Raw genomic sequence first — 22085 nt, forward strand, 5'->3', positions numbered from 1 at the left:
CTTTAGCATTGTGCGTTATAACGTACAACCGGTGTTGATGATTTGCTAAAGTGTGGGGTATGGCTGGGGTATACTGGCCGCGAGCAATGTAATGGAGGTGGAATGAATATTGCGCAACATCTTGCGGTGACGCTCAAAACGCTGCGCCAACAGCGCGGCTGGAGCTTGTCTAAGCTTGCGGAAGAGACCGGTGTCTCGAAGGCGATGCTGGGGCAAATAGAACGTAACGAATCCAGTCCCACCGTGGCGACTTTATGGAAGATTGCCACCGGGCTGAACGTACCGTTTTCGGTGTTTATCACCCCCGAAGAATCAAACGGCGAGCAGGCTTTTGACCCGCAGCAGCAGGCGATGGTCGTTACGCCGGTTTTTCCCTGGGATCCGGAACTGTGCTTTGACCATTTCTCCATTACTCTGGCCCCCGGCGCAGTCAGCGAATCGACGCCGCACGAAAAAGGGGTTATCGAACATGTGGTGGTGATCAGCGGAACGCTGGATATGTGCGTTGAAGGGCAATGGCAGTCGCTTGATGCCGGTAGCGGCTTACGATTTGCAGGCGATCTGGCTCACGCTTACCGCAATAGCGGCGAGCAGACTGCGCACTTTCACTCTATTATCCATTACCCCAAAGAAAAAGCCGCAGGCAAGCCCGCGGCAAATCACGACAATGAACCATAACGTGGCCGTTACGAGGAAGTCCGGAATACGACACTGACTGTACCGTAGCGGTACCGGCGGTGGAAATGCCGATTCTGGCAATAGGTTGTTGAAAATAATCTATTCGTGATGCGCTCTGGGGTAAATGATTTCGTCTGTTGTCGCTTGTGGCTACAATAGGCACATACTTTGTGAACCTACTGGATAATCCCGACTGTATGTACCCGCAGAACGCTCACCTTGAACTTCTTAGCCCCGCCCGCGATACGGCGATTGCCCGCGAAGCCATTCTCCATGGTGCTGACGCCGTCTATATTGGTGGCCCGGGATTTGGCGCGCGGCATAACGCCAGCAACAGCCTGCAGGATATTGCTGAGCTGGTGCCGTTTGCCCATCGTTACGGCGCGAAAATCTTTATCACGCTGAATACTATTTTGCATGATGACGAGCTGGAACCGGCTCAGCAGTTAATTACGCGTTTGTACGAGACCGGTGTGGATGCGCTCATCGTGCAGGATATGGGCATTTTGCAGCTGGATATTCCTCCAATAGAACTGCACGCCAGCACCCAGTGCGATATTCGCAGCGTAGAAAAAGCGAAGTTCCTCTCTGACGTGGGCTTCAGTCAGATTGTGCTGGCGCGTGAGCTCAATTTGTCGCAGATAAAAGCGATTCATGAGGCTACCGACGCGACCATTGAATTCTTCATTCACGGCGCGTTGTGCGTTGCCTATTCCGGGCAATGTAACATCTCTCACGCCCAGACCGGCCGTAGCGCCAACCGCGGTGACTGCTCGCAGGCTTGCCGCCTGCCGTACACCCTGAAAGACGACCAGGGGCGGGTGGTCGCATTTGAAAAACACCTGCTGTCGATGAAAGATAACGATCAAACTGCCAACCTTGGTGCGTTGATTGACGCGGGTGTTCGCTCCTTCAAAATTGAAGGGCGTTACAAAGACATGAGCTATGTGAAGAACATTACGGCGCACTATCGTCAGATGCTCGATTCCCTGATTGAACAACGCGGGGAGTTTACGCGCTCTTCAGCCGGCCGCACGGAGCATTTCTTTGTGCCATCGACGGACAAAACCTTCCACCGCGGCAGCACCGATTATTTCGTTAATGAGCGGCAAATGAATATTGGTGCCTTCGACTCACCTAAGTTTGTCGGCCTGCCGGTTGGCGAAGTGCTGAAGGTCAGCAAAGATACGTTGGATGTAGAAGTGACAGAGCCGCTGGCGAACGGTGATGGCTTGAATGTGCTGATTAAGCGTGAAGTCGTGGGTTTCCGCGCCAACACGGTCGAGAAAATAGGCGAAAATCGATATCGCGTGAAGCCAAATGAAATGCCGGCCGACCTGTATAAAGTGCGCCCGCATCAGGTGCTTAATCGTAACCTCGATCATAACTGGCAGCAGGCGCTGCTCAAAACATCCAGCGAGCGCCGCGTGGCGGTGGATATCGTGCTTTCCGGCTGGCAGGAGCAATTAATTCTGACGCTGACCAGCGAGGATGGTGTGTGCGTGACGCATACGCTGGATGGGGACTTTGCCGCCGCCAACAACGCTGAAAAAGCGTTACAACAGCTACAAGATGGGGTCAGCAAACTTGGGCAAACCCTTTACTATGCTCGCGATGTTGAGGTGATGTTGCCTGAAGCGCTCTTTGTGCCGAACAGCATGCTCAACCAACTGCGGCGTGAAGCGGTCGAGATGCTCGATAAGGCGCGTCTGAATGCCTATCGCCGGGGCCAGCGCAAAGCGGTCGCCACGCCACCACCGGTTTATCCGGACAGCCACCTGAGCTTCCTGGCTAACGTCTATAACCATAAAGCACGCGAATTTTATCATCGCTATGGCGTGCAGCTCATTGACGCTGCCTATGAGGCCCATGAAGAGAAAGGCGATGTACCGGTGATGATCACCAAACACTGCCTGCGCTTTGCCTTTAACCTTTGCCCGAAACAGGCCAAAGGCTCCATTAAGAGCTGGAAAGCGACGCCGATGCAGTTGGTTAATGGTGATGAGGTTCTGACGCTGAAATTTGATTGCCGTCCCTGCGAAATGCATGTTATTGGCAAAATGAAAAATCACATTCTGAAGATGCCGCTGCCGGGAAGCGTGGTGGCATCGATGAGCCCGGATGAGTTGCTGAAGACGCTGCCAAAGCGCAGAGGCTAAACGTCTGGAAATGAAAAGGCCGGAAAGTGGTGACACTTCCCGGCCTTTTTAATTAGTTACGCTGGCCGTTTGGCAGTGGCAGTTTGTTGTCGCCGTCGTGTTTTGGCGGCTGGCCTTTGCCATCATGCTGCTGGCCTTTATTGTCATGCGGCGGCTGGCCTTTGCCATCGTGCTGCTGGCCTTTGTTGTCACGTGGCGGTTGACCTTTGCCATCGTGTTGGCCTTTGTTATCACGTGGTGGTTGGCCTTTGCCATCATGATGTTGGTCTTTATTATCGTGCTGCGGTTGGCCATTGTGCATCTGTTCTACAGGTGGCTTTTTCGGCGGTTCCTGGTGGTCTGCCGCAAACGCTGTTGAACACAGACCCATTGCCAGAATGGCGGATAACGCAATTACTTTCTTCATCATGTACTCCAGACATTGCTTCGTTGATGGGCCTAGTTGACGCCCCAATCATGGAGTAATTGTGGAGGCCCGGGGAATTAGGATTACTCCGGGCGGTTTGTATAAAATACCATCTGATTGTTATTTCAGGATTTAAATCCGGCGGCGGTCATCAGAACGCGAAACAGGCCACCGACCACCGTTAGCGCCAATACGCTACTGCCCCACAGGGCGACTAACCAGAAAACCCGCGAAACCCATAGCTTCTTCATCAATGATACCCCTCATCCTGCGGGACTTTGCCGCGAAATACGTAGTAGCTCCAGAAGGTGTACGCCAAGATAACCGGAATAATAAACAACGCACCAATCAGCATGAATTCCTGGCTTTGTTCGGGCGCCGCGGCCTGCCACAGCGTAATCGATGGTGGAATAATGGCGGGCCAGATGCTGATGCCTAATCCGCTAAAGCCTAAGAATATCAGCGCCAACGTCAGGATAAACGGCTGCACATGGCTGGCTTCAAGGCCGAGATGGCGCCACAGCAGGGCGCTGGCGGTGACAACCAGCAGCGGCACTGGCAGGAGATAATAGAGATTTGGCAAACTGAACCAACGCGCGGCAATCTGGCTATGGATGAGCGGTGTCCACAGGCTAATCACAGCGATAACAGCCAGCAGCGCCAGCAGTAAGCCGCGTGCGGTTTTCCGCATTGTGTGTTGCAGAGTAGATTCACTCTTCATCACAAGCCAGGTCGCCCCCAGCAGGGCATACGCCACCACCAGTCCCACGCCGCAAAACAGGGTAAATGGGGTTAACCAACTGAACGGCCCGCCGCTGTAAGTCCGGCCGGTCACTTCAAATCCATTAATCACGGCACCCACGACAACGCCCTGGCAGAAGGTGGCGAGGATAGATCCGCCCATAAAGGCTTTATCCCAGAATGGACGATGCGACGGCGTCGCGTTGAAGCGAAACTCAAAGGCCACACCGCGGAAAATCAGCCCAACCAGCATCAGCGTCAGGGGAATGGTTAGCGCGTCAATAATGACCGCGTAAGCGAGCGGAAATGCACCAAACAGACCGGCACCGCCGAGCACCAGCCAGGTTTCGTTCCCATCCCAGACCGGCGCCACGCTGTTCACCATCAGATCACGATCCTGCGGGCTGCGGGTGAAGGGAAACAAGATACCGATCCCCAGATCGAAACCATCCATGACGATATACATCAGCGTGGCGAAGACAATAATCACAAACCAGATAACGGAGAGATCGAGGCTCATGGGCGCTCCTCCTGATGAGAACTCGGGGTGATGGCCGCGGATAACGGGCGCGCAGGGGTGCCGTGAGGCTCAACGTTGAAAGGCTGGGGGCCTTTACGGATCAGTCGCACCATATAGCTGTAGCCGACGCCGAAGACCGAAGTGTAAACCACGAAGAAGGCCAGCAGGCTGATGCTCATATGCAAGTCGCCGTGCGCGGACACCGCATCCACCGTGCGCTGTAAACCATATACAACCCAGGGCTGACGACCCACTTCGGTGGTGACCCAGCCAGCCAGGATAGCGATAAGCCCCGATGGGCCCATCAACAGGGCAAACCACAGGAACGGTCGTGAGGTGTAGAGCGTTTGTCGCTTGCGCAACCACAGTGCGACGACGCCCAGCAAAAGCATCAACATACCCAGCCCGGCCATAATACGGAATGACCAGAAAACAAGGGTGGAGTTAGGACGGTCCTGTGGCGCGAATTCTTTCAGCGCCGGTACCTGTTTATCAAGGCTATGGGTAAGGATCAGGCTGCCCAAGGCGGGGATCGCCAGGCCATAGCGGGTTCGTTCCTGTTCCATATCCGGCCAGCCGAACAGCAGCAGCGGTGTGGCTTCACCCGGTTTATTCTCCCAATGCCCTTCGATGGCGGCAATTTTGGCCGGCTGATGTTCAAGGGTATTGAGCCCGTGCATATCGCCAACCATCGCCTGAATCGGCGCGACGATAAGCGTCATCCACAGCGACATCGAAAACATAATGCGTATCGCGGGCGTTTGGTTGCCGCGCAGTAGGTGCCACGCTGCCGATGCGCCAACAAACAGCGCGCTGCTGAGAAAGGCTGCGATCGACATGTGGAACAGGCGGTAGGGGAATGAGGGATTAAACACTACCGCGAACCAGTCAACCGGGACGACCTGACCGTTGACAATCTCGTAGCCCTGAGGCGTTTGCATCCAGCTATTGGAAGCCAGGATCCAGAAGGTAGAAATAATGGTCCCCAGCGCGACCATGCAGGTCGCGAAGAAATGCAGTCCTGGACCTACGCGGTTCCAGCCGAACAGCATCACGCCGAGGAAACCGGCTTCAAGGAAGAAGGCAGTGAGTACTTCATAGGTCAGCAGTGGGCCGGTAATACTGCCAGCAAACTGGGAGAAACCGCTCCAGTTGGTACCGAACTGATAGGCCATTACCAGGCCTGAAACCACCCCCATGCCAAAGTTAACGGCAAAGATTTTGGACCAGAATTGATACAGCGAACGCCAGACCGGGTTACGGGTTTTTAGCCATAACCCTTCCAGCACCGCCAGGTAGCTGGCAAGGCCGATGGTGATCGCGGGGAAGATAATGTGAAAGGAAACGGTAAACGCAAACTGTATGCGCGCAAGGTGAAACGCATCAAGACCGAACATGCAAACTCCGTGGAGAAAAATGACTCGGTCTTGATTCTAAAGCTCGCCTGCTGCGGGTTGCAGAGACAGTCAGGCGCTATTAATCCATAACAGTTTCTCAACCCGACAGGCTAACTTTCCCCACAAAGACAACCGGCCCAGATGGCCCGATAAGTGTTGAACCACCAACGGGCTCGAGGCTGACCGCCAGCGTTGTCTGATTATCCAGCCTGGTATCGTCCAGGCGGAATGTATTGTGGCCCGGTTGGGTAATCAGCCCTAGCGACAGCGGTGGTTCATGGCCCTTAATCAGCCATAGCTGTAGGTTCTTGTCCTGTGGAAGCGTCACGTTAAGTGCTGAAACCTGAATCACGCGCGCTGATTTGTCGAGGCTGACCACGAATTGCGTGTTGGATTGTGTCCCATTAAGGATTGCCACGGGTTGCATCGCAGGTGAGGTCTCAGGCTTTTGTACCAGGTTGAAAATCAACACACCTGCCAGAATGGCAGCCAGCGACCAGCCAAGCCAGGTGGTAGCGCCTATTGGCGCTGGGGCTAGGGGAGCATGGTTCACTTTCTGGGCAATTTTTTGCCAAATTTCAGGTGACGGCACGCTCTCTGGCGTGATGGCATCCAGGCCGCTAAAGGCTTTCTGCCAGTGCAAAACCTGCTGAGCAAACGCATCATCCTCATTGAGCCGTTTATCAAGCTGTAGCCGAGTGGGGGTATCGACCAGCCCAAGCACATATTCGGCGGCGAGAATGGCATCATTTTCTTGCGTATTCATAGGCCAATGCACTCCCGAAGATGGATTAATGCGCGTCGAATCCAACTTTTAATTGTCCCTTCGGGTTGATTCAAAGAGAGCGCAATCTCGGTTTGTGACAACCCGCGATAATAAGCCAGTGCAATGCTTTGGCGCTGTTCCGCGGGGAGATGTTCCATACAGTGATGCAGCCGCTTCGCTTCCTGATGAATATCCTCAGCAGGGAGCGGTAATCGCGACATCTCATCTGCTTCATCAATCTCTTCGACTGAACAACAGCGGTTCTCGTGTTTACGTAAATAATCAATCGCGCGGTTGCGGGCAATATGATTGAGCCATATTTGCGGTTCACTGCGCTGCGCGTCGTAATACAGTGCCGATTGCCAGATTTGAATAAAAGTATCGTGAAGGATCTCTTCGGCCCAATCCCGGCGGCGGACAATGCGCAAAATAATACCGAATAACCGCGGTGATAGTGTTCTATAGAGCAGTTCAAGAGCCTGTTTATCGCCACAGGCAATCTGGCTCATTAATCCTGCATGGATATGCGCTGCATTTGTCGTCATTGGTGTCCCTGTTAAAGGTGCAGCCACAGGGCATGTGGCTGCACACAGTATAGGCAACAAATGCTTATGGCATCAGTACAGTATCAATAACGTCAATAACGCCGTTGCTTTGGTTGACGTCGTAGGTGCTGATGTTGGCAATATTGCCGCGCACATCTTTCAGCTGGATATTATGCGGGCCATTGGCCATCACCCACAGCGACTCCCCGTTTACGGTTTTCAGTTCGGCTTTACCGCCACCGGCTTTAATCTTTTTCTCAAGCGCTTTCATATCGTATTTGCCCGCCACTACGTGGTAGGTCAGTACGGCGGTCAGTTTCTGTTTATTTTCCGGTTTTAACAGCGAATCGACCGTTCCTGCCGGTAATTTTTCAAATGCCGTATTGGTTGGGGCAAAAACGGTAAAAGGCCCTGTGCCTTCAAGAGTCGGTACCAGGCCTGCGGCTTTTACCGCAGCAACCAGGGTGGTGTGATCTTTCGAATTCACCGCATTTTGCACAATATTTTTGGACGGATACATCGCTGCGCCGCCAACCATCACGGTGCTGTTGTCCATCATGGCCGCCTGAGTGACACCGCTCATGACCAGTGCTGAAAAAAGAAGAGATGGCAGAAATTGTTTCATTTTCATTTCCTCATTGATGTTTTCGGAGAAGGACTCCGTAGCCCTCATGAAGTAATACGATTGAGAACAGAAATCGGATGCACAAAAAACGAAAAAATAATCTGATAGTGTGGCGGCGGCTGAATTTATATCAGTTACATAAAAATGCATATTTTTTAACGCTGATATAATATAGGAGCTACGTTAGTGTCACCGGGAATCATCATGAAAAAATACCAGCGCCTCGCCGAGCAGATGACGGAACAGATAGCCCTCGGGGTGTGGCAGCCGGGCGATAAGCTACCGTCGCTGCGTGAGCAGGTGGTGAATAGCGGCATGAGCTTTATGACCGTGAGCCACGCCTACCAGTTACTGGAAAGCCAGGGACGCATCGTGGCGCGTCCGCAATCCGGTTATTATGTTGCGCCACGCCCGGTGGCAACGCGGCCCGTCTCGGCTCCCGCGCAGGTGATGCCGGATAATGCGGTTGATATCAATACCTACATTTTTGAAGTACTGCAGGCCAGCCGCAATGCTGCGGTATTGCCCTTTGCCTCGGCCTTCCCGGACCCTAAATTGTTTCCGCTACCGCAGCTCAACCGTTCACTGGCGCAGGTGAGCAAAACGGCGACCGCCATGAGCGTGATTGAAAACCTGCCGCCGGGAAATGATGAGCTTCGGCATGCCATTGCTCGGCGCTACGCGCTGCAGGGCATGACCATTTCACCGGATGAAATTGTGATCACCGCCGGAGCCCTTGAAGCATTGAACCTGAGCCTACAGGCGGTGACGGAGCCGGGTGACTGGGTCATTATTGAGAATCCCTGTTTCTATGGCGCACTGCAGGCGTTGGAACGCTTGAGACTAAAAGCGCTGTCGGTGGCGACGGATGTAAAAGAGGGGATCGATCTCGATGCGCTGGTGCAGGCGCTCGAAACCTATCCGGTCAAAGCCTGTTGGTTAATGACCAATAGCCAAAATCCATTGGGCTTTACCCTGTCGCCGGAAAAGAAAGCCCGGCTGATTGAGATTCTGACTGCGCACAATGTCACGCTGATTGAAGATGATGTTTACAGCGAACTGTACTTTGGTCGGGAAAAACCGCTGCCCGCCAAAGCGTGGGACAAAAACGATATGACGCTGCACTGCAGTTCGTTTTCTAAATGCCTGGTACCAGGATTTCGTATTGGCTGGGTGGCTGCGGGAAAACACGCCCGTCGCATTCAGCATTTACAGCTGATGAGCACACTCTCAACCAGCTCGCCGATGCAGTTGGCGCTGGTGGACTATCTGGCGACCAAACGCTACGACGCCCATCTTCGACGCCTGCGGCGTCAGTTGGCCGAGCGTAAACAGTTGGCCTGGCAGTCGCTACTGCGGTCTATGCCGCCGGAGGTGCATATTCACCATAATGACAGCGGCTATTTCCTGTGGCTGGAACTGCCCGCCGGGATGGATGCCGGCCAGCTCAGCGCCAAAGCGCTGGAGCACCACATCAGCATTGCACCGGGGAAAATGTTCTCGACAACCGATAACTGGGCGTCATTTTTCCGCTTCAATACCGCCTGGGGTTGGGGGGAAAGGGAAGATAAAGCCGTGGAAACATTGGGGGGGCTTATTCGGCAGTTAATGGGGTAATTTTCCACACATCATTTGTCCCCGCGTAAAGTCATTACGCAGGGATTTCTCTTTTCGGTCATAGGAAATTCGCATAGCGCCCTGTGGCCGATAACTCCTTGTCTATAATCCAGATTATCCATTCCCAATTGAGCATATTTGCGGAATGCGCCCTTGGTCACAACCTGTACAAATTTATGAAAGCCGCACAGGTGGCCGGCATGGCGACGTCTATTTTTAAACAGGGAGATATTTTTAACGGCACGGCTGCCGCTCAATTTCATTGTGACAGGAGTAAAACTTTATGAGCAAGAAATTTGCCCGCAGCAGCCTGTGCGCGCTTGTGATGACTGTGGCAACCGCCAATGCCGCCGAACCACCGACATCGCTGGGTAAGGGTGAAGGGCGTTTGGATATTATTGCCTGGCCGGGCTATATCGAACGTGGCCAGACGGATAAACAATACGATTGGGTAACCCAGTTCGAAAAAGAGTCCGGCTGCCAGGTAAACGTAAAGACGGCGGCGACCTCGGATGAGATGGTCAGCCTGATGGCAAAAGGCGGTTACGATCTGGTGACCGCTTCCGGCGATGCCTCTTTGCGTCTGATTATGGGCAAACGCGTGGTGCCTATTAACACCGCGTTGATTGAAAACTGGAAAACCCTCGATCCCAGACTGGCCAAAGGCGCGTGGTTTAACGTGGACGGCAAAGTCTACGGCACACCGTATCAGTGGGGGCCAAACCTGCTGATGTACAACACCAAAACCTTCCCAACGCCGCCGGACTCCTGGAACGTGGTCTTCGTTAAACAAAATCTGCCGGACGGCAAAAGCAACCAGGGACGTGTCCAGGCTTATGATGGCCCGATCTACATTGCTGACGCGGCGTTGTTTGTGAAAGCCACCCAGCCGCAGCTGGGTATTAGCGACCCCTACCAGTTGACCGAAGAACAGTACCAGGCGGTGCTCAAAGTGCTGCGCGATCAGCACGGACTGATTCACCGCTATTGGCATGACACCACCGTGCAGATGAGCGACTTTAAAAACGAAGGCGTTGTGGCCTCCAGCGCCTGGCCATATCAGGCCAACGGTCTGAAGGGCGAAGGTCAACCGATTGCAACCGTCTTCCCAAAAGAAGGGGTGACTGGCTGGGCGGATACCACCATGCTGCATGCTGAAGCGAAACACCCCGTCTGCGCCTACAAGTGGATGAACTGGTCGCTGACACCAAAAGTTCAGGGCGACGTCGCGGCTTGGTTTGGCTCGCTGCCTGTCGTGGCACAAGGCTGTAAAGCCAGTTCCCTGCTGGGTGATAAAGGCTGTGAAACCAACGGCTACAGCTTCTTTGACAAAATTGCCTTCTGGAAAACACCGATTGCGGAAGGCGGAAAATATGTGCCGTATAGCCGCTGGACTCAAGACTACATCGCCATTATGGGCGGCCGTTAATTCGCCAGGAGTCCATCATGACGTACGCAGTAGAGTTTCATGACGTCTCGCGGCTGTATGGCGACGTGCGGGCCGTGGATGGCGTAAGCATTGCCATCCACGATGGTGAATTTTTCTCCATGCTGGGGCCGTCAGGCTCCGGCAAAACTACCTGTCTACGTCTGATTGCTGGTTTTGAACAGCTTTCCGGCGGGGCAATTTCGATTTTCGGTCAACATGCCAGCGAACTGCCGCCGTGGGAGCGCGACGTCAATACCGTCTTTCAGGACTACGCGCTGTTTCCCCATATGTCGGTGCTGGATAACGTCGCTTACGGGCTGATGGTTAAAGGCGTAGCAAAAAAAGAGCGACAGAGCAAAGCCGCGCAGGCGCTGGAAAAAGTGGCGCTGGGCTTTGTTGCGGGACGTAAGCCATCGCAGCTTTCCGGTGGCCAGCGCCAGCGGGTGGCCATTGCCCGCGCATTGGTCAATGAACCGCGCGTGTTGCTGCTCGATGAGCCGCTAGGCGCGCTCGATCTCAAGCTGCGTGAGCAGATGCAGCTCGAACTCAAAAAGCTACAACAGGAACTCGGCATCACCTTTATTTTCGTCACGCACGACCAGGGTGAAGCGCTGTCGATGTCTGACCGGGTGGCGGTGTTTAACAACGGCCGTATTGAACAGGTCGATACGCCGCGTGCGCTTTATTTGCGCCCGCGTACGCCGTTTGTCGCCAGTTTTGTCGGCACTTCTAACGTTTTTGATCCGTCAACGGCGCAAACCCTATGTGGGATGGAAGGTAGCTGGGCGCTGCGACCAGAGCATATTCGGCTCAATGAAGGGGGAGAAGTTCAGGCCACAGGCCGGGTGCAGGCGGTGCAGTATCAGGGCGCGGCGACCCGCTATGAGTTATTGCTGGAAAGCGGCAGCAAGCTGCTGGTAAGCCAGGCCAACTTTTCCGCCGGGCTCAATATGGATGGCCCAACCGTTGGCAATACGGTAATGGTGTCGTGGGCGCGGGATGCGATGGTTGCTCTGGACGGAGGGAGGTGAATGGAGATGAGCATGACGCCGGTTCCTCCTTCTCGCGGTCTTAAACGGCTGTCGAGCCTGTTCTGGCGTCGGCCGACGCTGGGATTATTTCTTTTGCTGCTTGGGCCGCTGATGTGGTTTGGCATCGTCTATTTTGGATCGCTGCTCACGCTGCTGTGGCAGGGCTTCTACACATTCGATGATTTCACCATGTCGGTGACCCCGACGCTGACGCTGGCAAACCTGTACGCGCTGTTTAACCCGGCCAACTACGACATCATTGTGCGAACGCTGGTGATGGCGCTAGCGGTCACCGCCGCCAGCGCGCTGCTGGCGTTTCCGATGGCGTGGTATATGGCGCGCTACACCAGCGGCAAGCAAAAGGCCTTCTTCTACGTGGCGGTTATGTTGCCAATGTGGGCGAGCTATATCGTTAAGGCGTATGCCTGGACGCTGCTGCTGGCAAAAGACGGCGTGGCGCAGTGGTTTCTCAACCATCTGGGGCTGGGACCCATGCTGAGCGCGATTTTGGCCGTGCCGGGCGTTGGTGGCAATACGCTATCAACCTCTGGGCTGGGGCGTTTTCTGGTGTTCGTCTATATCTGGTTGCCGTTTATGATTTTGCCGGTGCAAGCGGCGCTGGAACGTATTCCGGCCTCGCTGCTACAGGCTTCCGCCGATCTGGGGGCGCTGCCGCGCCAGACTTTCCGCCACGTGGTGATCCCGATGGCCATTCCGGGGATTGCTGCCGGCTCGATCTTCACCTTCTCCTTGACGCTGGGTGACTTTATCGTCCCGCAGCTGGTGGGGCCTCCGGGCTATTTTATTGGCAACATGGTCTATTCCCAGCAGGGCGCTATTGGCAATATGCCGATGGCGGCGGCATTCACGCTGGTCCCGATTGTTTTAATTGCCCTTTATCTGGCGTTCGTGAAGCGCCTGGGAGCGTTTGATGCACTCTGAACGGGCACCGCTGTTTCTCAAAATCGCCGCCTGGGGCGGAGTTATCTTCCTGCATTTTCCGCTGGCGATCATTGCTATCTACGCGTTTAACACGGAGGACGCCGCATTCAGCTTTCCCCCGCAGGGCCTGACGCTGCGCTGGTTTAGTGAGGCGGCAGGGCGCGGTGATATTTTTGATGCAGTGACACTGTCACTTAAAATTGCGGCGTTTTCCACCGCGATTGCCTTAATACTTGGCACACTTGCTGCAGCGGCACTCTGGAGGCGGGATTTCTTTGGCAAAAGCGCCGTGTCCTTGCTGCTGCTTTTGCCCATTGCTCTACCGGGCATTGTGACCGGGCTGGCGTTGCTGACGGCATTTAAAGCCGTGAATCTGGAGCCGGGGCTGCTCACGATTGTTATCGGTCATGCCACCTTCTGCGTGGTGGTGGTGTTTAACAACGTGATTGCCCGTTTCCGGCGAACTTCATGGAGCCTGGTCGAGGCGTCGATGGATTTGGGGGCTAATGGCTGGCAAACCTTCCGCCATGTGGTGTTGCCGAATCTGAGTTCGGCGCTGTTGGCCGGCGGAATGCTGGCGTTTGCGCTGTCGTTTGATGAAATTATCGTCACCACCTTTACCGCCGGGCATGAACGTACCTTGCCGCTGTGGCTGTTGAATCAGCTAGGACGTCCGCGCGATGTCCCGGTCACCAACGTGGTAGCCCTGATGGTGATGGTTCTGACGATGATACCGATTTTAGGGGCATGGTGGCTGACTCGCGAAGATGAAGGTACCACCGGCGGAAGTACGACGTTTAAATAAAACAGGATCATGCTATGCAACATAAGTTACTGATTAATGGTGAACTGGTGGCAGGTGAAGGCGAAACGCAGCCGGTGTATAACCCGGCGACGGGTGAGATCCTGCTGACCATTGCGGAAGCGTCTGCAGCCCAGGTCGATACCGCGGTGATGGCCGCTGACCGTGCGTTTGAGCTGTGGGGCCAAACCACGCCAAAACAACGCGCGGAATGTTTGCTGAAACTGGCCGATGTGATTGAAGAACATGCGGAAACCTTGGCGAGGCTGGAGTCGCTTAACTGCGGTAAACCGCTGCACTGCGTGATAAACGATGAGATCCCGGCCGTTGTTGATGTGTTTCGTTTCTTCGCCGGTGCGGCACGTTGCCTGAATGGTCTGGCGGCGGGGGAATATCTCGAAGGACACACCTCGATGATACGTCGCGATCCGGTCGGCGTTGTGGCTTCCATTGCACCGTGGAACTACCCGCTGATGATGGCGGCGTGGAAGCTCGCTCCGGCGCTGGCGGCAGGGAACTGCGTGGTGATCAAGCCGTCTGAAATCACGCCGCTAACGGCGTTAACGCTGGCTGAACTGGCAAAAGATATCTTCCCGGCAGGGGTGATTAACGTACTGTTCGGACGAGGGAAAACCGTTGGCGATCCGTTGACCGGACACGCTAGCGTAAGGATGGTATCGCTGACCGGATCGATTGCTACCGGTGAGCATATTATTGCCCATACCGCGCCATCGATTAAGCGCACCCATATGGAACTGGGCGGAAAAGCACCGGTCATCGTGTTTGATGACGCGGATATTGATGCGGTGGTGGAAGGGGTCAGGACCTTCGGTTTTTATAATGCGGGCCAGGATTGTACTGCTGCCTGCCGTATTTATGCGCAGCAGGGCGTTTACGGCAAGCTGGTGGAGAAATTGGGCGCGGCGGTGGCCAGCATCCAGCTTGGTGCACCTGAAGATCCCGCGACTGAGCTGGGGCCATTAAGCTCTGAAGCGCATCTGGCGCGGGTGAGCGAAGCGGTGGCGCGGGCCAAACTGCTGCCGCATATCAACGTGGTGACCGGCGGTGAAAAAGCCCCGGGTAAGGGCTATTACTTTCAGCCGACTTTACTGGCCGGGGCGCGGCAAGAGGATGATATTGTGCAACGTGAAGTCTTCGGCCCGGTGGTCAGCGTGACAGCTTTTGAAGATGAAGCCCAGGTGCTGGCGTGGGCCAATGACTCCCAGTATGGCCTCGCCTCCTCGGTGTGGACGCAGGATGTCGGACGCGCACATCGCCTGAGTGCACGCCTGCAATACGGCTGTACCTGGGTTAACACCCATTTTATGCTGGTGAGCGAAATGCCGCATGGCGGGCAGAAACTTTCCGGCTACGGCAAAGATATGTCGGTGTACGGGCTCGAGGATTACACGGTAGTTCGCCACGTGATGATAAAACACTGATATACAAGTCACGATGAGTAAGGTAAGCAAAATTCTATTGATATCTATTTATTGCAGAGCATCAGCGGGCGGGGATTGCCGAACTCTCAATAATCGTTGTCTGCATCATTCATGGCAGATCTGATAATTAGCACAACCAACAACACCAAAACGGCAAGGATGCCGACTATCCACCACATATGTTTTCCTCGACACCACTTGTTAGTTAACTATTTACGATGGTGCAGAATTAATCCAATGAAGATGGTGATTTACATTGCGCTATAACCACGAATTATACCTCATTTCTTTTACCTTCGGAAAGATGCCCTGTCCATGATGATAAAAGACGCATTACTCCCTTCGCGGTAGACGCGCTGCCAGCCGCACGACGGTTCATTTTTGACATGCCGGGAGCAACGTGCGAGGATCCGCGCCGTTGAAAAACTGAGCATAGTTAGCGGAATGAATAAGAGTCTTGTTTTTACTGCCGTGGTGATTGCTGCGGCGATGAGCGTGGGTATTTGGTTTTCTGCCGGACGCATGGCGACATGCGAAGGTAATAATCGCGTCACGTCTGCCTGTTTAGGAGAGGTCTGGGACGCGGAAAAGGTGAATTTGATTCCACAGTACGATCCGAATCGCTATGTCAGCGATCCGACGGCTGACAGTATTTTTTCTCCCTCCCAGCTAAAACGCTAAGTTAAGCCTGAATCACAGAATTAACCGCCGCATAGGCATAGGATAATCCTGTCTTGATTTCGACATGCAGCAAATTCATCTGGAGATGAGTTGCTGCGTGCGAGATGCGTTCAGGCTTAAAGCGGCAAAAAACTTGATGTACGTCAAAAAAAGTAGCATATTGCGCCGCTTTAACTATCAATGATAAGGACTCGATTGGTGACGCTGTACCAACATATGCTCATCTTTTATGCCGTGATGAGCGTGATCTGCGCTTTTATTACCTGGTTTCTGACAAAGGAAAGCGCCACCATTCGGCTTATTGCTGCACTGCTGATTGGCGCAACCTGGCCATTTAGCTTCCCGGTTGCGCTATTACTGTCGCTGTTTTGACAACTACTTACTGAGATCGCTGAGCAGAATGGCAATGCTTTTCCCGCCTTCGGTCTGCTCAAGGGCAATTTTGACGATAATCGTCAGCGGTACCGATAACAGCATGCCGACCGGGCCGAGCAGCCATCCCCAGAATATCAGCGATAAAAACACCACCAGCGTAGACAGACCCAGACCGCGTCCCATGATGCGTGGTTCAAGAATGTTGCCAAATACCAGGTTAATCACCAGATACCCCGCAAGTACGATAAGCGCATCGTAAAAGCCGTTAAATACCAGAACCTGCAGGATAGGGGGAATCGCCGCCAGCACCGAGCCGATATTCGGAATATAGTTAAGGGCGAAGGCCAACAGACCCCAGATAAACGCAAAGCGAACATCCAGCAGCTCCAGCATCCCCCAGGCCACCAGACCGGTCACAATACTTATCGCGGTTTTCAGCACCAGGTAGTGCGATACGCTATCCAGCGCTCGTTGGATAGCAGCCATGCCTTCGATTGGTCTGGCCATCACCTGTTGAAACTTGGCCGGTAGCTGCGGGACTTCCAGCAGCATAAATACCACGGTAAGCAGCAGTAAAAAGATGGACGACATCGCGTTGGAGAGCTGCGTCAACAGCCTGGAAACCAGCGTCATAGCTGCATTAGGGTCGATATACTTAATCAACTCATCGGGGCTGACACCGATACCAAAACGCTGCAACCAGGGTTGTAGATTATACAGCGGCACCGCCAGCGATGAGCGATATTGCGGCAGGGTGCGCGCCAGTTCATTAAGTGACGTACCCAGCGATGCCAGCAGCAGCACGGCTGCCATGATGATCACCGCTATCAGTAACGAAATTGCCAGTACCCGAGGCACTCGCCAGCGCGCCAATAGCTGAACGACAGGGTTAAGTACCACCGCAATAAACAGCGCCAGCACGAAGGGGACAATGATGTCTGCGGCAAAGCGAATGCCGGTAAGTATGATCACCAGCATGCCCAGCATGATGACAATTTTTAATCCATTAAGCGTAATGATCGGCCTGGACACGTTGGTTAACTCCGCTAAAAACTATAAAGAATATGATAATTGCGATTTACCTGATAATAAATGCATTCACATCAAACAACATCGGTAAAGATTTGAAAACATTTTGAGATACTTCGACAACTGTGATAGAAATTAGCTGTGTTTAACTACTGAGGACAATTTTACTCCGCAATGATGAGAAGCAATACCGCGGATAATTGTAATTTTATGGACAATATGTTCAGGACGTACATTTCTACCAAACCTTCTGTTTTACCTTCCTATTCTGCCTTCTGTGGTGAGCAGCACTGGCGCAACGCGCTATAGTCTCCTTCTTCGTTTGAGCTAAATTTTAATCATTTTTTTTCAGTTTGCGTTTCTCGCAAGCTGCGCCGGATTATATTCTCATGCAGGAGAAGCACCATGTTTTATTGGATTTTATTAGCCCTCGCTATCGTTGCTGAAATTACGGGTACGCTGTCTATGAAATGGGCAAGCGTCAGTGATGGAAACACCGGCTTTATTTTAATGCTCGTGATGATCGCGCTGTCATATATTTTCCTTTCGTTTGCAGTCAAAAAAATAGCCCTCGGTGTGGCCTACGCGCTGTGGGAAGGTATTGGTATTTTACTGATTACCTTATTCAGCGTAATGCTGTTTGACGAAAGCCTGACAATAATGAAAGCTGCGGGCCTGGCAACGCTGGTTGCGGGTATCGTGTTGATCAAATCGGGTACGCGTAAATCTCCGCGTAAAGCGATGGATAAAGAGGTGAACCATGCAGCAGTTTGAGTGGGTTCACGGCGCGTGGCTGGCAGGTTCCATTGTTCTGGAAATTGTCGCTAATATTTTCCTGAAGTTCTCTGATGGCTTCCGCAATAAGCTGTACGGCGTGCTTTCACTGGTTGCCGTACTGGCGGCGTTCAGCGCGCTGTCGCAGGCGGTGAAAGGTATCGACCTCTCGGTGGCTTACGCTATCTGGGGTGGTTTTGGGGTTGCCGCAACGCTCGCGGCAGGGTGGATCCTCTTCGGCCAGCGCTTGAATAATAAGGGCTGGGTCGGTTTGGGCCTCCTTCTGGTCGGAATGGTACTGATCAAACTTGCCTGATGTGATCGCTGCCCGAGAAATCGGGCAGCGAAATCGCCCGTCTGTATTACGCTTGTAACAAAGGGTGGTTCGAGCAGAGGCGAGGGTGATATATGTTAAATCCGTCACGCTGGCGTAATATTGCCACAGCCAGAACGCTATTTGTGATGATCTTTTTGGCCGGCATCGGTCTGATATTTTCTATTATCTCTCTGCTCTATCTCTCACAGCAGCTGATTAGCACCAAAACGAATGATATCGACGCGCGGCGATCCGCACTTTCCGTTGATGGGGCGCTACAGACATCAATTAATCGCGTGTTGTCACTGGTTATTGATAACGCTATCTGGGACGACGCCGTTCGCGAAGTTTATACACCGACCCTGGATACAACCTGGCTGTATAACACCTGGGGTGCGGGCTATAAGATTAATAATCTTTATGACGGTACCTTCGTGCTGGATGAAAACTTTCACGTGCTGTGGGGATCGTTTCACTCCAATCCATTCAGTGAGCAAAACCTTAACTTCTTTGGTGAAGGGTTACAGTCGCTCATCAGTAAAAACCAGGCATCGCTTCGTGCAGGCAAAAATATGTTTGCCGGGATTACGCGTACCCGCGAGGGGATTGCGTTTATCGGTATTGGTCTTATTCGACCGATGACCGGGCGATTGCAGGTGTATGACGCCACCCGTCGCTATCTGGTGATCACACGGCACGTCAATCCAACGCTGCTGCGTAACCTTGGCAATACCTTTCAGATTGAAAACCTGACTCTGACGGATGCTCCGCGAAATCAATACAATATTCCAATTCGGACTGCCGGAGACAAGGTTGTCGGCTGGCTTGACTGGCAGTTGCGTCAGCCTGGAGCCGAAGCGGCAAGCGCGGCATCGCCGCAAATTCGTGAAATCGTTTTGCTGGCCGCCGGGCTGATCCTGCTGTTTATCCTGCTTAGCAGCCTGGGGCTTTGGAAGCTGGCGCGCGGCGAACGGCAGGCGCGGGAAATCGCGCTGACCGACTGGCTTAGCCATTTACCAAATCGCCGGGCGTTAATTGAACAGCTTGAGCGTATTAGCCTGCGCGGCGACAAAGATCTTAAAACGGTGGTCTTCATCGATCTTGATGGTTTCAAAGACGTTAACGACATTTACGGTCACGATATTGGTGATGTGCTGATTATTCGCATTGCCGACATGCTGCAAACGTTAGTGCCTTCTGGCGGAATGCTGGCACGCATGGGGGGCGATGAATTCGCCATGACCGTCGGCGGCCAGCGTTCGGAGGCGCAGGCTACCGAGTTTGCCGTACGAGTACTGGATTACCTGAATGCACCTATTCGTATTGGTGAACGGACCTTGCATATCAGCGCCAGCATCGGAATTGCCAGCGGCATGCTCCAGGATAGCTCAAGCTCCGAACTGTTCCGCCAGGCGGATATTGCCATGTACCACTCAAAAATTACCGGCAAGGGGCGAATCACCCATTATGATGCCGAACTTAACAGCGTCCGCGAGTATCAGCTGTCAATTGAAAACGATATTCGCCATGGCCTTGAACATGATGAATTTGAAGTCTGGTACCAACCGATTGTTTGTGCGCGTTCGCAGGCGATGGTTGGTGTTGAGGCGCTGGTGCGATGGCCGCGTCGGGCGAAAGGGGAACTGCGCCCTGACGCCTTTATCTCGATTGCTGAAACCAGCGGGCTGATTTATTCCCTTGGCCAGTTTGTGCTGGCGCGCGCCTGCCGGGATCTGTTAGCGCATAATGATTTGAAACTGTCGGTGAATATTTCTCCAGCGCAGTTTCGCGATCCGGAGTTTGAAGAAAAAGTCTCCAGCGTGCTGAAATCGTCGGGGTTTCCTCCTGCGCGATTGCAACTGGAAGTGACTGAAACTTATGTGCTGGAAAAACCGGAACGCGCACGCGCGGCTATCTCGGCGCTGAAAGCGCTTGGCACCGCAGTCGCGCTGGATGATTTTGGTACCGGGTATTCCAGCATCGGTTATCTCCGCCGTTTTAACTTTGACACCATCAAGATTGATAAATCGCTGGCGGGGCTGGTTGATAACGACGACCAAGCGGCAGCGCTGGTGGGGGGGACCATACGTATCGCGAGCGCGCTAGGGATGACGGTGATTGCTGAAGGGGTCGAGACCGAGAAGCAGATGAAGCTGTTGCGGCTGGCGGGCTGCGATCAGCTGCAAGGTTTTTACTTCAGCGAACCCATGCCGCTGTCATCGCTGCTGGCGCTAAGACACCAGCAGCGCTTGAGCTAGTTTCCTGCGGCCAGCGCTTCGAGCTTATCGCGAAAACCAGTGACGGAGATTGCGCGGTTATCCGCGCGCCAGCGATCTTTCGCCGCCGGTGCCGAACTTTGTACCGCAATTACCTGCCAGCCCGCATCAGTTTTTAACAACAGCGGTGAGCCACTATCGCCTGGCAGAGTATCGCACTGATGTGAAAGTACTGAGGTTTGTGCCCAACCGGTGACCGTACAATCCTGATGGCTGTAAAGAGAATCGAGGTGATCCACCGGGTAACCTGACTGCGTCACTTTACGATCTACCGCTTTCAAGGCTGCGGTGAGTTCGGCCTTATCGCCGGTAAACAGCGGAATTGGCGTAATGCCGGACGGCGGATAGCGCAAAACTATCAGACCAAAATCCCAGGGCGCGGCGGAGGCGGGAACAATCCAGCCGTCACCGTCGGCTTTAAGCCGCTTACCGAGCGATGGATCAACGCGACCTTCAATACCGTGAATTTCATAGCGCCAGCTGCCTTTTTGCGAAATGAATCGCAGGGCAACGGCTTTGTCCAACTTACCGCGCGGAGGCTCAAGCAGACAGTGCCCGGCGGTGAGCGCCAGGTTAGGGGAAATTAGGGTGGCGGTGCATAGGTTACCGCTGGCGGTTTCCAGTTGCCCGATGGCATCCCACGGTTGCTGCGCCGGATTGGTCACCAGCACGCGATCGTCCTGACCAAAGAACAGGGTTTTAATATCTTTTGCGCTGATGTCGCTATCACCGTCATCGGCGTGTGAAAGAAAAGGCAGTACCGATAACGATCCCAGTAAACAACACACAAAGGCTGTACGCATATCACTCTCTGATGGGGCAATTATGATTATTAATGAAATACCCAATGAGACTACTATAGACGGGAGAAATGAAAAGTGGGAGAAAAATCAGCGAACTACACTCAGTAAAAGAAAAACTGGGTTGCGATGAGTGCGCAGACGATAAGTAAAGCCAGGATGAGCTCGAAACGATAGCGCCGCAACATGATTGCTCTCCAGGAAAAAATCGGCGCTATATAAGCGCCGATGTATTATCAAGAATTAACTACCGCTTGAATTACGCAGCTGGCTGAGCAGCTGGTTTTGCAGCTTCGTGTTTCACTGCTTTTTTGTGTTTTTTAGCAGCTTGAGCTTTCTGCGCTACAGCTGGTTTAGCAGCCGCTTTTTTGTGTTTTTTAGCAGCCTGAGCTTTCTGCTCTACAGCAGGTTTGGTTGCTTCGTGTTTTGCTTTTTTGTGTTTTTTAGCGGCCTGAGCTTTCTGTGCTGGAGCAGCTTTTTTGTGTTTTTTGTGATGAGTCGTTTTTGCTGGAGCCGCGTGAGTAGCGGTTGCAGATGCAGCCGGAGCTGGAGTAGCAACAGCGTCAGCAGCGAATGCAGCGGAAGACAGACCCATAGCAGCGGCAACAACCAGAGCTAATACTTTTTTCATTCTAATACCCTCGAATTGGTTTTTTCATTCAACCCCACTGCGGGGCCGTTGAAAGAACTATACCTTCGAGCGTGAATGTCTTCCGTGAGTGATTGGTTTCGGC

The 22085-nt window shown here is 53.4% G+C and carries 24 protein-coding genes; 14 read left to right on the forward strand and 10 right to left on the reverse strand.

The window, feature by feature from the left end; translation table 11 throughout:
• Positions 1-102 precede the first annotated feature (102 nt).
• Both KP80_RS05090 and KP80_RS05095 read left to right on the forward strand, forming a co-directional pair.
• The gene (locus tag KP80_RS05090; RefSeq protein WP_052282507.1) at positions 103-678 is read left to right on the forward strand and encodes a helix-turn-helix domain-containing protein; all 576 of its coding nucleotides are present in this window, start codon (positions 103-105) and stop codon (positions 676-678) included.
• Between the two features lie 197 nt (positions 679-875).
• Positions 876-2837: a peptidase U32 family protein gene (locus KP80_RS05095; RefSeq protein WP_052282508.1), complete on the forward strand. Its 1962-nt coding sequence runs from the start codon at positions 876-878 to the stop codon at positions 2835-2837.
• A 52-nt stretch (positions 2838-2889) separates the two neighbouring features.
• Here the strand turns inward: KP80_RS05095 and KP80_RS05100 are convergent, their stop codons facing one another.
• From KP80_RS05100 to KP80_RS05125, 7 genes are all read right to left on the reverse strand, one after another.
• Positions 2890-3246, reverse strand: coding sequence for an acid shock protein (locus KP80_RS05100; protein WP_231625904.1), 357 nt, complete (start codon positions 3244-3246; stop codon positions 2890-2892).
• Between the two features lie 122 nt (positions 3247-3368).
• Positions 3369-3494, reverse strand: a complete 126-nt coding sequence (locus KP80_RS22215) for a DUF2474 domain-containing protein (protein WP_231625905.1) — start codon at positions 3492-3494, stop codon at positions 3369-3371.
• Positions 3494-4504, reverse strand: a complete 1011-nt coding sequence (cydB, locus tag KP80_RS05105) for a cytochrome d ubiquinol oxidase subunit II (protein WP_052282510.1) — start codon at positions 4502-4504, stop codon at positions 3494-3496. Before cydB ends, KP80_RS22215 begins: the two co-directional genes overlap by 1 nt.
• Positions 4501-5901 carry a cytochrome ubiquinol oxidase subunit I gene (locus KP80_RS05110; protein ID WP_052282511.1) on the reverse strand — a complete coding sequence of 467 codons (1401 nt, stop codon included), beginning with the start codon at positions 5899-5901 and terminating at the stop codon, positions 4501-4503. The genes cydB and KP80_RS05110 overlap by 4 nt, the downstream gene beginning before the upstream one ends.
• A 97-nt stretch (positions 5902-5998) precedes the next feature.
• Complete coding sequence (locus tag KP80_RS05115) at positions 5999-6667, reverse strand: anti-sigma factor (protein WP_052282512.1); 669 nt, start codon at positions 6665-6667, stop codon at positions 5999-6001.
• Positions 6664-7212 carry a sigma-70 family RNA polymerase sigma factor gene (locus KP80_RS05120; protein ID WP_052282513.1) on the reverse strand — a complete coding sequence of 183 codons (549 nt, stop codon included), beginning with the start codon at positions 7210-7212 and terminating at the stop codon, positions 6664-6666. Before KP80_RS05120 ends, KP80_RS05115 begins: the two co-directional genes overlap by 4 nt.
• 64 nt (positions 7213-7276) lie before the next feature.
• The gene (locus tag KP80_RS05125) at positions 7277-7837 is read right to left on the reverse strand and encodes a fasciclin domain-containing protein (RefSeq protein ID WP_052282514.1); all 561 of its coding nucleotides are present in this window, start codon (positions 7835-7837) and stop codon (positions 7277-7279) included.
• Positions 7838-8041: 204 nt separating this feature from the next.
• Here KP80_RS05125 and KP80_RS05130 point away from each other — a divergent pair, with 204 nt between their 5' ends.
• The 8 genes from KP80_RS05130 (at position 8042) to KP80_RS22220 (ending at position 16153) form a co-directional block, all read left to right on the forward strand.
• Entirely contained in the window at positions 8042-9454 is a 1413-nt protein-coding gene (locus KP80_RS05130; RefSeq protein ID WP_052282515.1) for a PLP-dependent aminotransferase family protein, read from the forward strand.
• 283 nt (positions 9455-9737) lie between these two features.
• Positions 9738-10883 carry a putative ABC transporter substrate-binding protein YdcS gene (gene ydcS / locus KP80_RS05140; RefSeq protein ID WP_052282517.1) on the forward strand — a complete coding sequence of 382 codons (1146 nt, stop codon included), beginning with the start codon at positions 9738-9740 and terminating at the stop codon, positions 10881-10883.
• A 17-nt stretch (positions 10884-10900) separates the two neighbouring features.
• Positions 10901-11914: an ABC transporter ATP-binding protein gene (locus tag KP80_RS05145; RefSeq protein WP_052282518.1), complete on the forward strand. Its 1014-nt coding sequence runs from the start codon at positions 10901-10903 to the stop codon at positions 11912-11914.
• Positions 11915-11926: 12 nt separating this feature from the next.
• The gene (locus KP80_RS05150) at positions 11927-12856 is read left to right on the forward strand and encodes an ABC transporter permease (RefSeq protein ID WP_419772950.1); all 930 of its coding nucleotides are present in this window, start codon (positions 11927-11929) and stop codon (positions 12854-12856) included.
• On the forward strand, positions 12846-13661 hold the full coding sequence (locus KP80_RS05155; RefSeq protein ID WP_052282520.1) for an ABC transporter permease: 816 nt from the start codon (positions 12846-12848) through the stop codon (positions 13659-13661). Before KP80_RS05150 ends, KP80_RS05155 begins: the two co-directional genes overlap by 11 nt.
• A 14-nt stretch (positions 13662-13675) precedes the next feature.
• Positions 13676-15100 (forward strand): aminobutyraldehyde dehydrogenase, encoded by a 1425-nt coding sequence (patD, locus tag KP80_RS05160; protein ID WP_052282521.1) that lies wholly within the window; start codon positions 13676-13678, stop codon positions 15098-15100.
• A 444-nt stretch (positions 15101-15544) separates the two neighbouring features.
• Positions 15545-15781, forward strand: coding sequence for a hypothetical protein (locus KP80_RS05165; protein WP_052282522.1), 237 nt, complete (start codon positions 15545-15547; stop codon positions 15779-15781).
• A gap of 198 nt (positions 15782-15979) precedes the next feature.
• A complete protein-coding gene (locus KP80_RS22220; protein ID WP_072129045.1) occupies positions 15980-16153 on the forward strand; it encodes a GhoT/OrtT family toxin in 174 nt (57 codons plus the stop codon).
• 3 nt (positions 16154-16156) lie between these two features.
• Here the strand turns inward: KP80_RS22220 and KP80_RS05170 are convergent, their stop codons facing one another.
• On the reverse strand, positions 16157-17188 hold the full coding sequence (locus KP80_RS05170; RefSeq protein WP_052282523.1) for an AI-2E family transporter: 1032 nt from the start codon (positions 17186-17188) through the stop codon (positions 16157-16159).
• A gap of 216 nt (positions 17189-17404) precedes the next feature.
• Between KP80_RS05170 and KP80_RS23430 the strand changes: the two genes are divergently transcribed.
• From KP80_RS23430 to KP80_RS05185, 4 genes are all read left to right on the forward strand, one after another.
• Positions 17405-17494, forward strand: a complete 90-nt coding sequence (locus KP80_RS23430; RefSeq protein ID WP_419772951.1) for a hypothetical protein — start codon at positions 17405-17407, stop codon at positions 17492-17494.
• 96 nt (positions 17495-17590) lie between these two features.
• Positions 17591-17959 carry a multidrug/spermidine efflux SMR transporter subunit MdtJ gene (mdtJ, locus tag KP80_RS05175; protein ID WP_052282524.1) on the forward strand — a complete coding sequence of 123 codons (369 nt, stop codon included), beginning with the start codon at positions 17591-17593 and terminating at the stop codon, positions 17957-17959.
• On the forward strand, positions 17946-18275 hold the full coding sequence (gene mdtI / locus KP80_RS05180) for a multidrug/spermidine efflux SMR transporter subunit MdtI (RefSeq protein WP_052282525.1): 330 nt from the start codon (positions 17946-17948) through the stop codon (positions 18273-18275). Before mdtJ ends, mdtI begins: the two co-directional genes overlap by 14 nt.
• A 92-nt stretch (positions 18276-18367) precedes the next feature.
• Entirely contained in the window at positions 18368-20533 is a 2166-nt protein-coding gene (locus KP80_RS05185) for a bifunctional diguanylate cyclase/phosphodiesterase (RefSeq protein WP_052282526.1), read from the forward strand.
• Here KP80_RS05185 and KP80_RS05190 read toward each other — a convergent pair.
• Together KP80_RS05190 and asr are read right to left on the reverse strand one after the other, a co-directional pair.
• Positions 20530-21354, reverse strand: a complete 825-nt coding sequence (locus KP80_RS05190) for a trypsin-like serine peptidase (protein WP_052282527.1) — start codon at positions 21352-21354, stop codon at positions 20530-20532. The two genes, KP80_RS05185 and KP80_RS05190, sit on opposite strands and share 4 nt — an antisense overlap.
• A gap of 256 nt (positions 21355-21610) precedes the next feature.
• Complete coding sequence (asr, locus tag KP80_RS22865; protein WP_052282528.1) at positions 21611-21982, reverse strand: acid resistance repetitive basic protein Asr; 372 nt, start codon at positions 21980-21982, stop codon at positions 21611-21613.
• Between the last annotated feature and the right edge of the window lie 103 nt (positions 21983-22085).

The organism is Kluyvera genomosp. 1, from assembly GCF_001266615.1.
Lineage (GTDB): Bacteria > Pseudomonadota > Gammaproteobacteria > Enterobacterales > Enterobacteriaceae > Kluyvera > Kluyvera cryocrescens_A.

Excerpts from the sequence above, each read along its gene's own strand:
- KP80_RS05090 (WP_052282507.1), top strand. The coding sequence starts at position 103 with ATGAATATTGCGCAACATCTTGCGGTGACGCTCAAAACGCTGCGCCAA.
- KP80_RS05095 (WP_052282508.1), top strand. The coding sequence starts at position 876 with ATGTACCCGCAGAACGCTCACCTTGAACTTCTTAGCCCCGCCCGCGAT.
- KP80_RS05100 (WP_231625904.1), bottom strand. The coding sequence starts at position 3,246 with ATGATGAAGAAAGTAATTGCGTTATCCGCCATTCTGGCAATGGGTCTG.
- KP80_RS22215 (WP_231625905.1), bottom strand. The coding sequence starts at position 3,494 with ATGAAGAAGCTATGGGTTTCGCGGGTTTTCTGGTTAGTCGCCCTGTGG.
- cydB (WP_052282510.1), bottom strand. The coding sequence starts at position 4,504 with ATGAGCCTCGATCTCTCCGTTATCTGGTTTGTGATTATTGTCTTCGCC.
- KP80_RS05110 (WP_052282511.1), bottom strand. The coding sequence starts at position 5,901 with ATGTTCGGTCTTGATGCGTTTCACCTTGCGCGCATACAGTTTGCGTTT.
- KP80_RS05115 (WP_052282512.1), bottom strand. The coding sequence starts at position 6,667 with ATGAATACGCAAGAAAATGATGCCATTCTCGCCGCCGAATATGTGCTT.
- KP80_RS05120 (WP_052282513.1), bottom strand. The coding sequence starts at position 7,212 with ATGACGACAAATGCAGCGCATATCCATGCAGGATTAATGAGCCAGATT.
- KP80_RS05125 (WP_052282514.1), bottom strand. The coding sequence starts at position 7,837 with ATGAAACAATTTCTGCCATCTCTTCTTTTTTCAGCACTGGTCATGAGC.
- KP80_RS05130 (WP_052282515.1), top strand. The coding sequence starts at position 8,042 with ATGAAAAAATACCAGCGCCTCGCCGAGCAGATGACGGAACAGATAGCC.
- ydcS (WP_052282517.1), top strand. The coding sequence starts at position 9,738 with ATGAGCAAGAAATTTGCCCGCAGCAGCCTGTGCGCGCTTGTGATGACT.
- KP80_RS05145 (WP_052282518.1), top strand. The coding sequence starts at position 10,901 with ATGACGTACGCAGTAGAGTTTCATGACGTCTCGCGGCTGTATGGCGAC.
- KP80_RS05150 (WP_419772950.1), top strand. The coding sequence starts at position 11,927 with ATGACGCCGGTTCCTCCTTCTCGCGGTCTTAAACGGCTGTCGAGCCTG.
- KP80_RS05155 (WP_052282520.1), top strand. The coding sequence starts at position 12,846 with ATGCACTCTGAACGGGCACCGCTGTTTCTCAAAATCGCCGCCTGGGGC.
- patD (WP_052282521.1), top strand. The coding sequence starts at position 13,676 with ATGCAACATAAGTTACTGATTAATGGTGAACTGGTGGCAGGTGAAGGC.
- KP80_RS05165 (WP_052282522.1), top strand. The coding sequence starts at position 15,545 with ATGAATAAGAGTCTTGTTTTTACTGCCGTGGTGATTGCTGCGGCGATG.
- KP80_RS23430 (WP_419772951.1), top strand. The coding sequence starts at position 17,405 with ATGTTCAGGACGTACATTTCTACCAAACCTTCTGTTTTACCTTCCTAT.
- mdtJ (WP_052282524.1), top strand. The coding sequence starts at position 17,591 with ATGTTTTATTGGATTTTATTAGCCCTCGCTATCGTTGCTGAAATTACG.
- mdtI (WP_052282525.1), top strand. The coding sequence starts at position 17,946 with ATGCAGCAGTTTGAGTGGGTTCACGGCGCGTGGCTGGCAGGTTCCATT.
- KP80_RS05185 (WP_052282526.1), top strand. The coding sequence starts at position 18,368 with ATGTTAAATCCGTCACGCTGGCGTAATATTGCCACAGCCAGAACGCTA.
- KP80_RS05190 (WP_052282527.1), bottom strand. The coding sequence starts at position 21,354 with ATGCGTACAGCCTTTGTGTGTTGTTTACTGGGATCGTTATCGGTACTG.
- asr (WP_052282528.1), bottom strand. The coding sequence starts at position 21,982 with ATGAAAAAAGTATTAGCTCTGGTTGTTGCCGCTGCTATGGGTCTGTCT.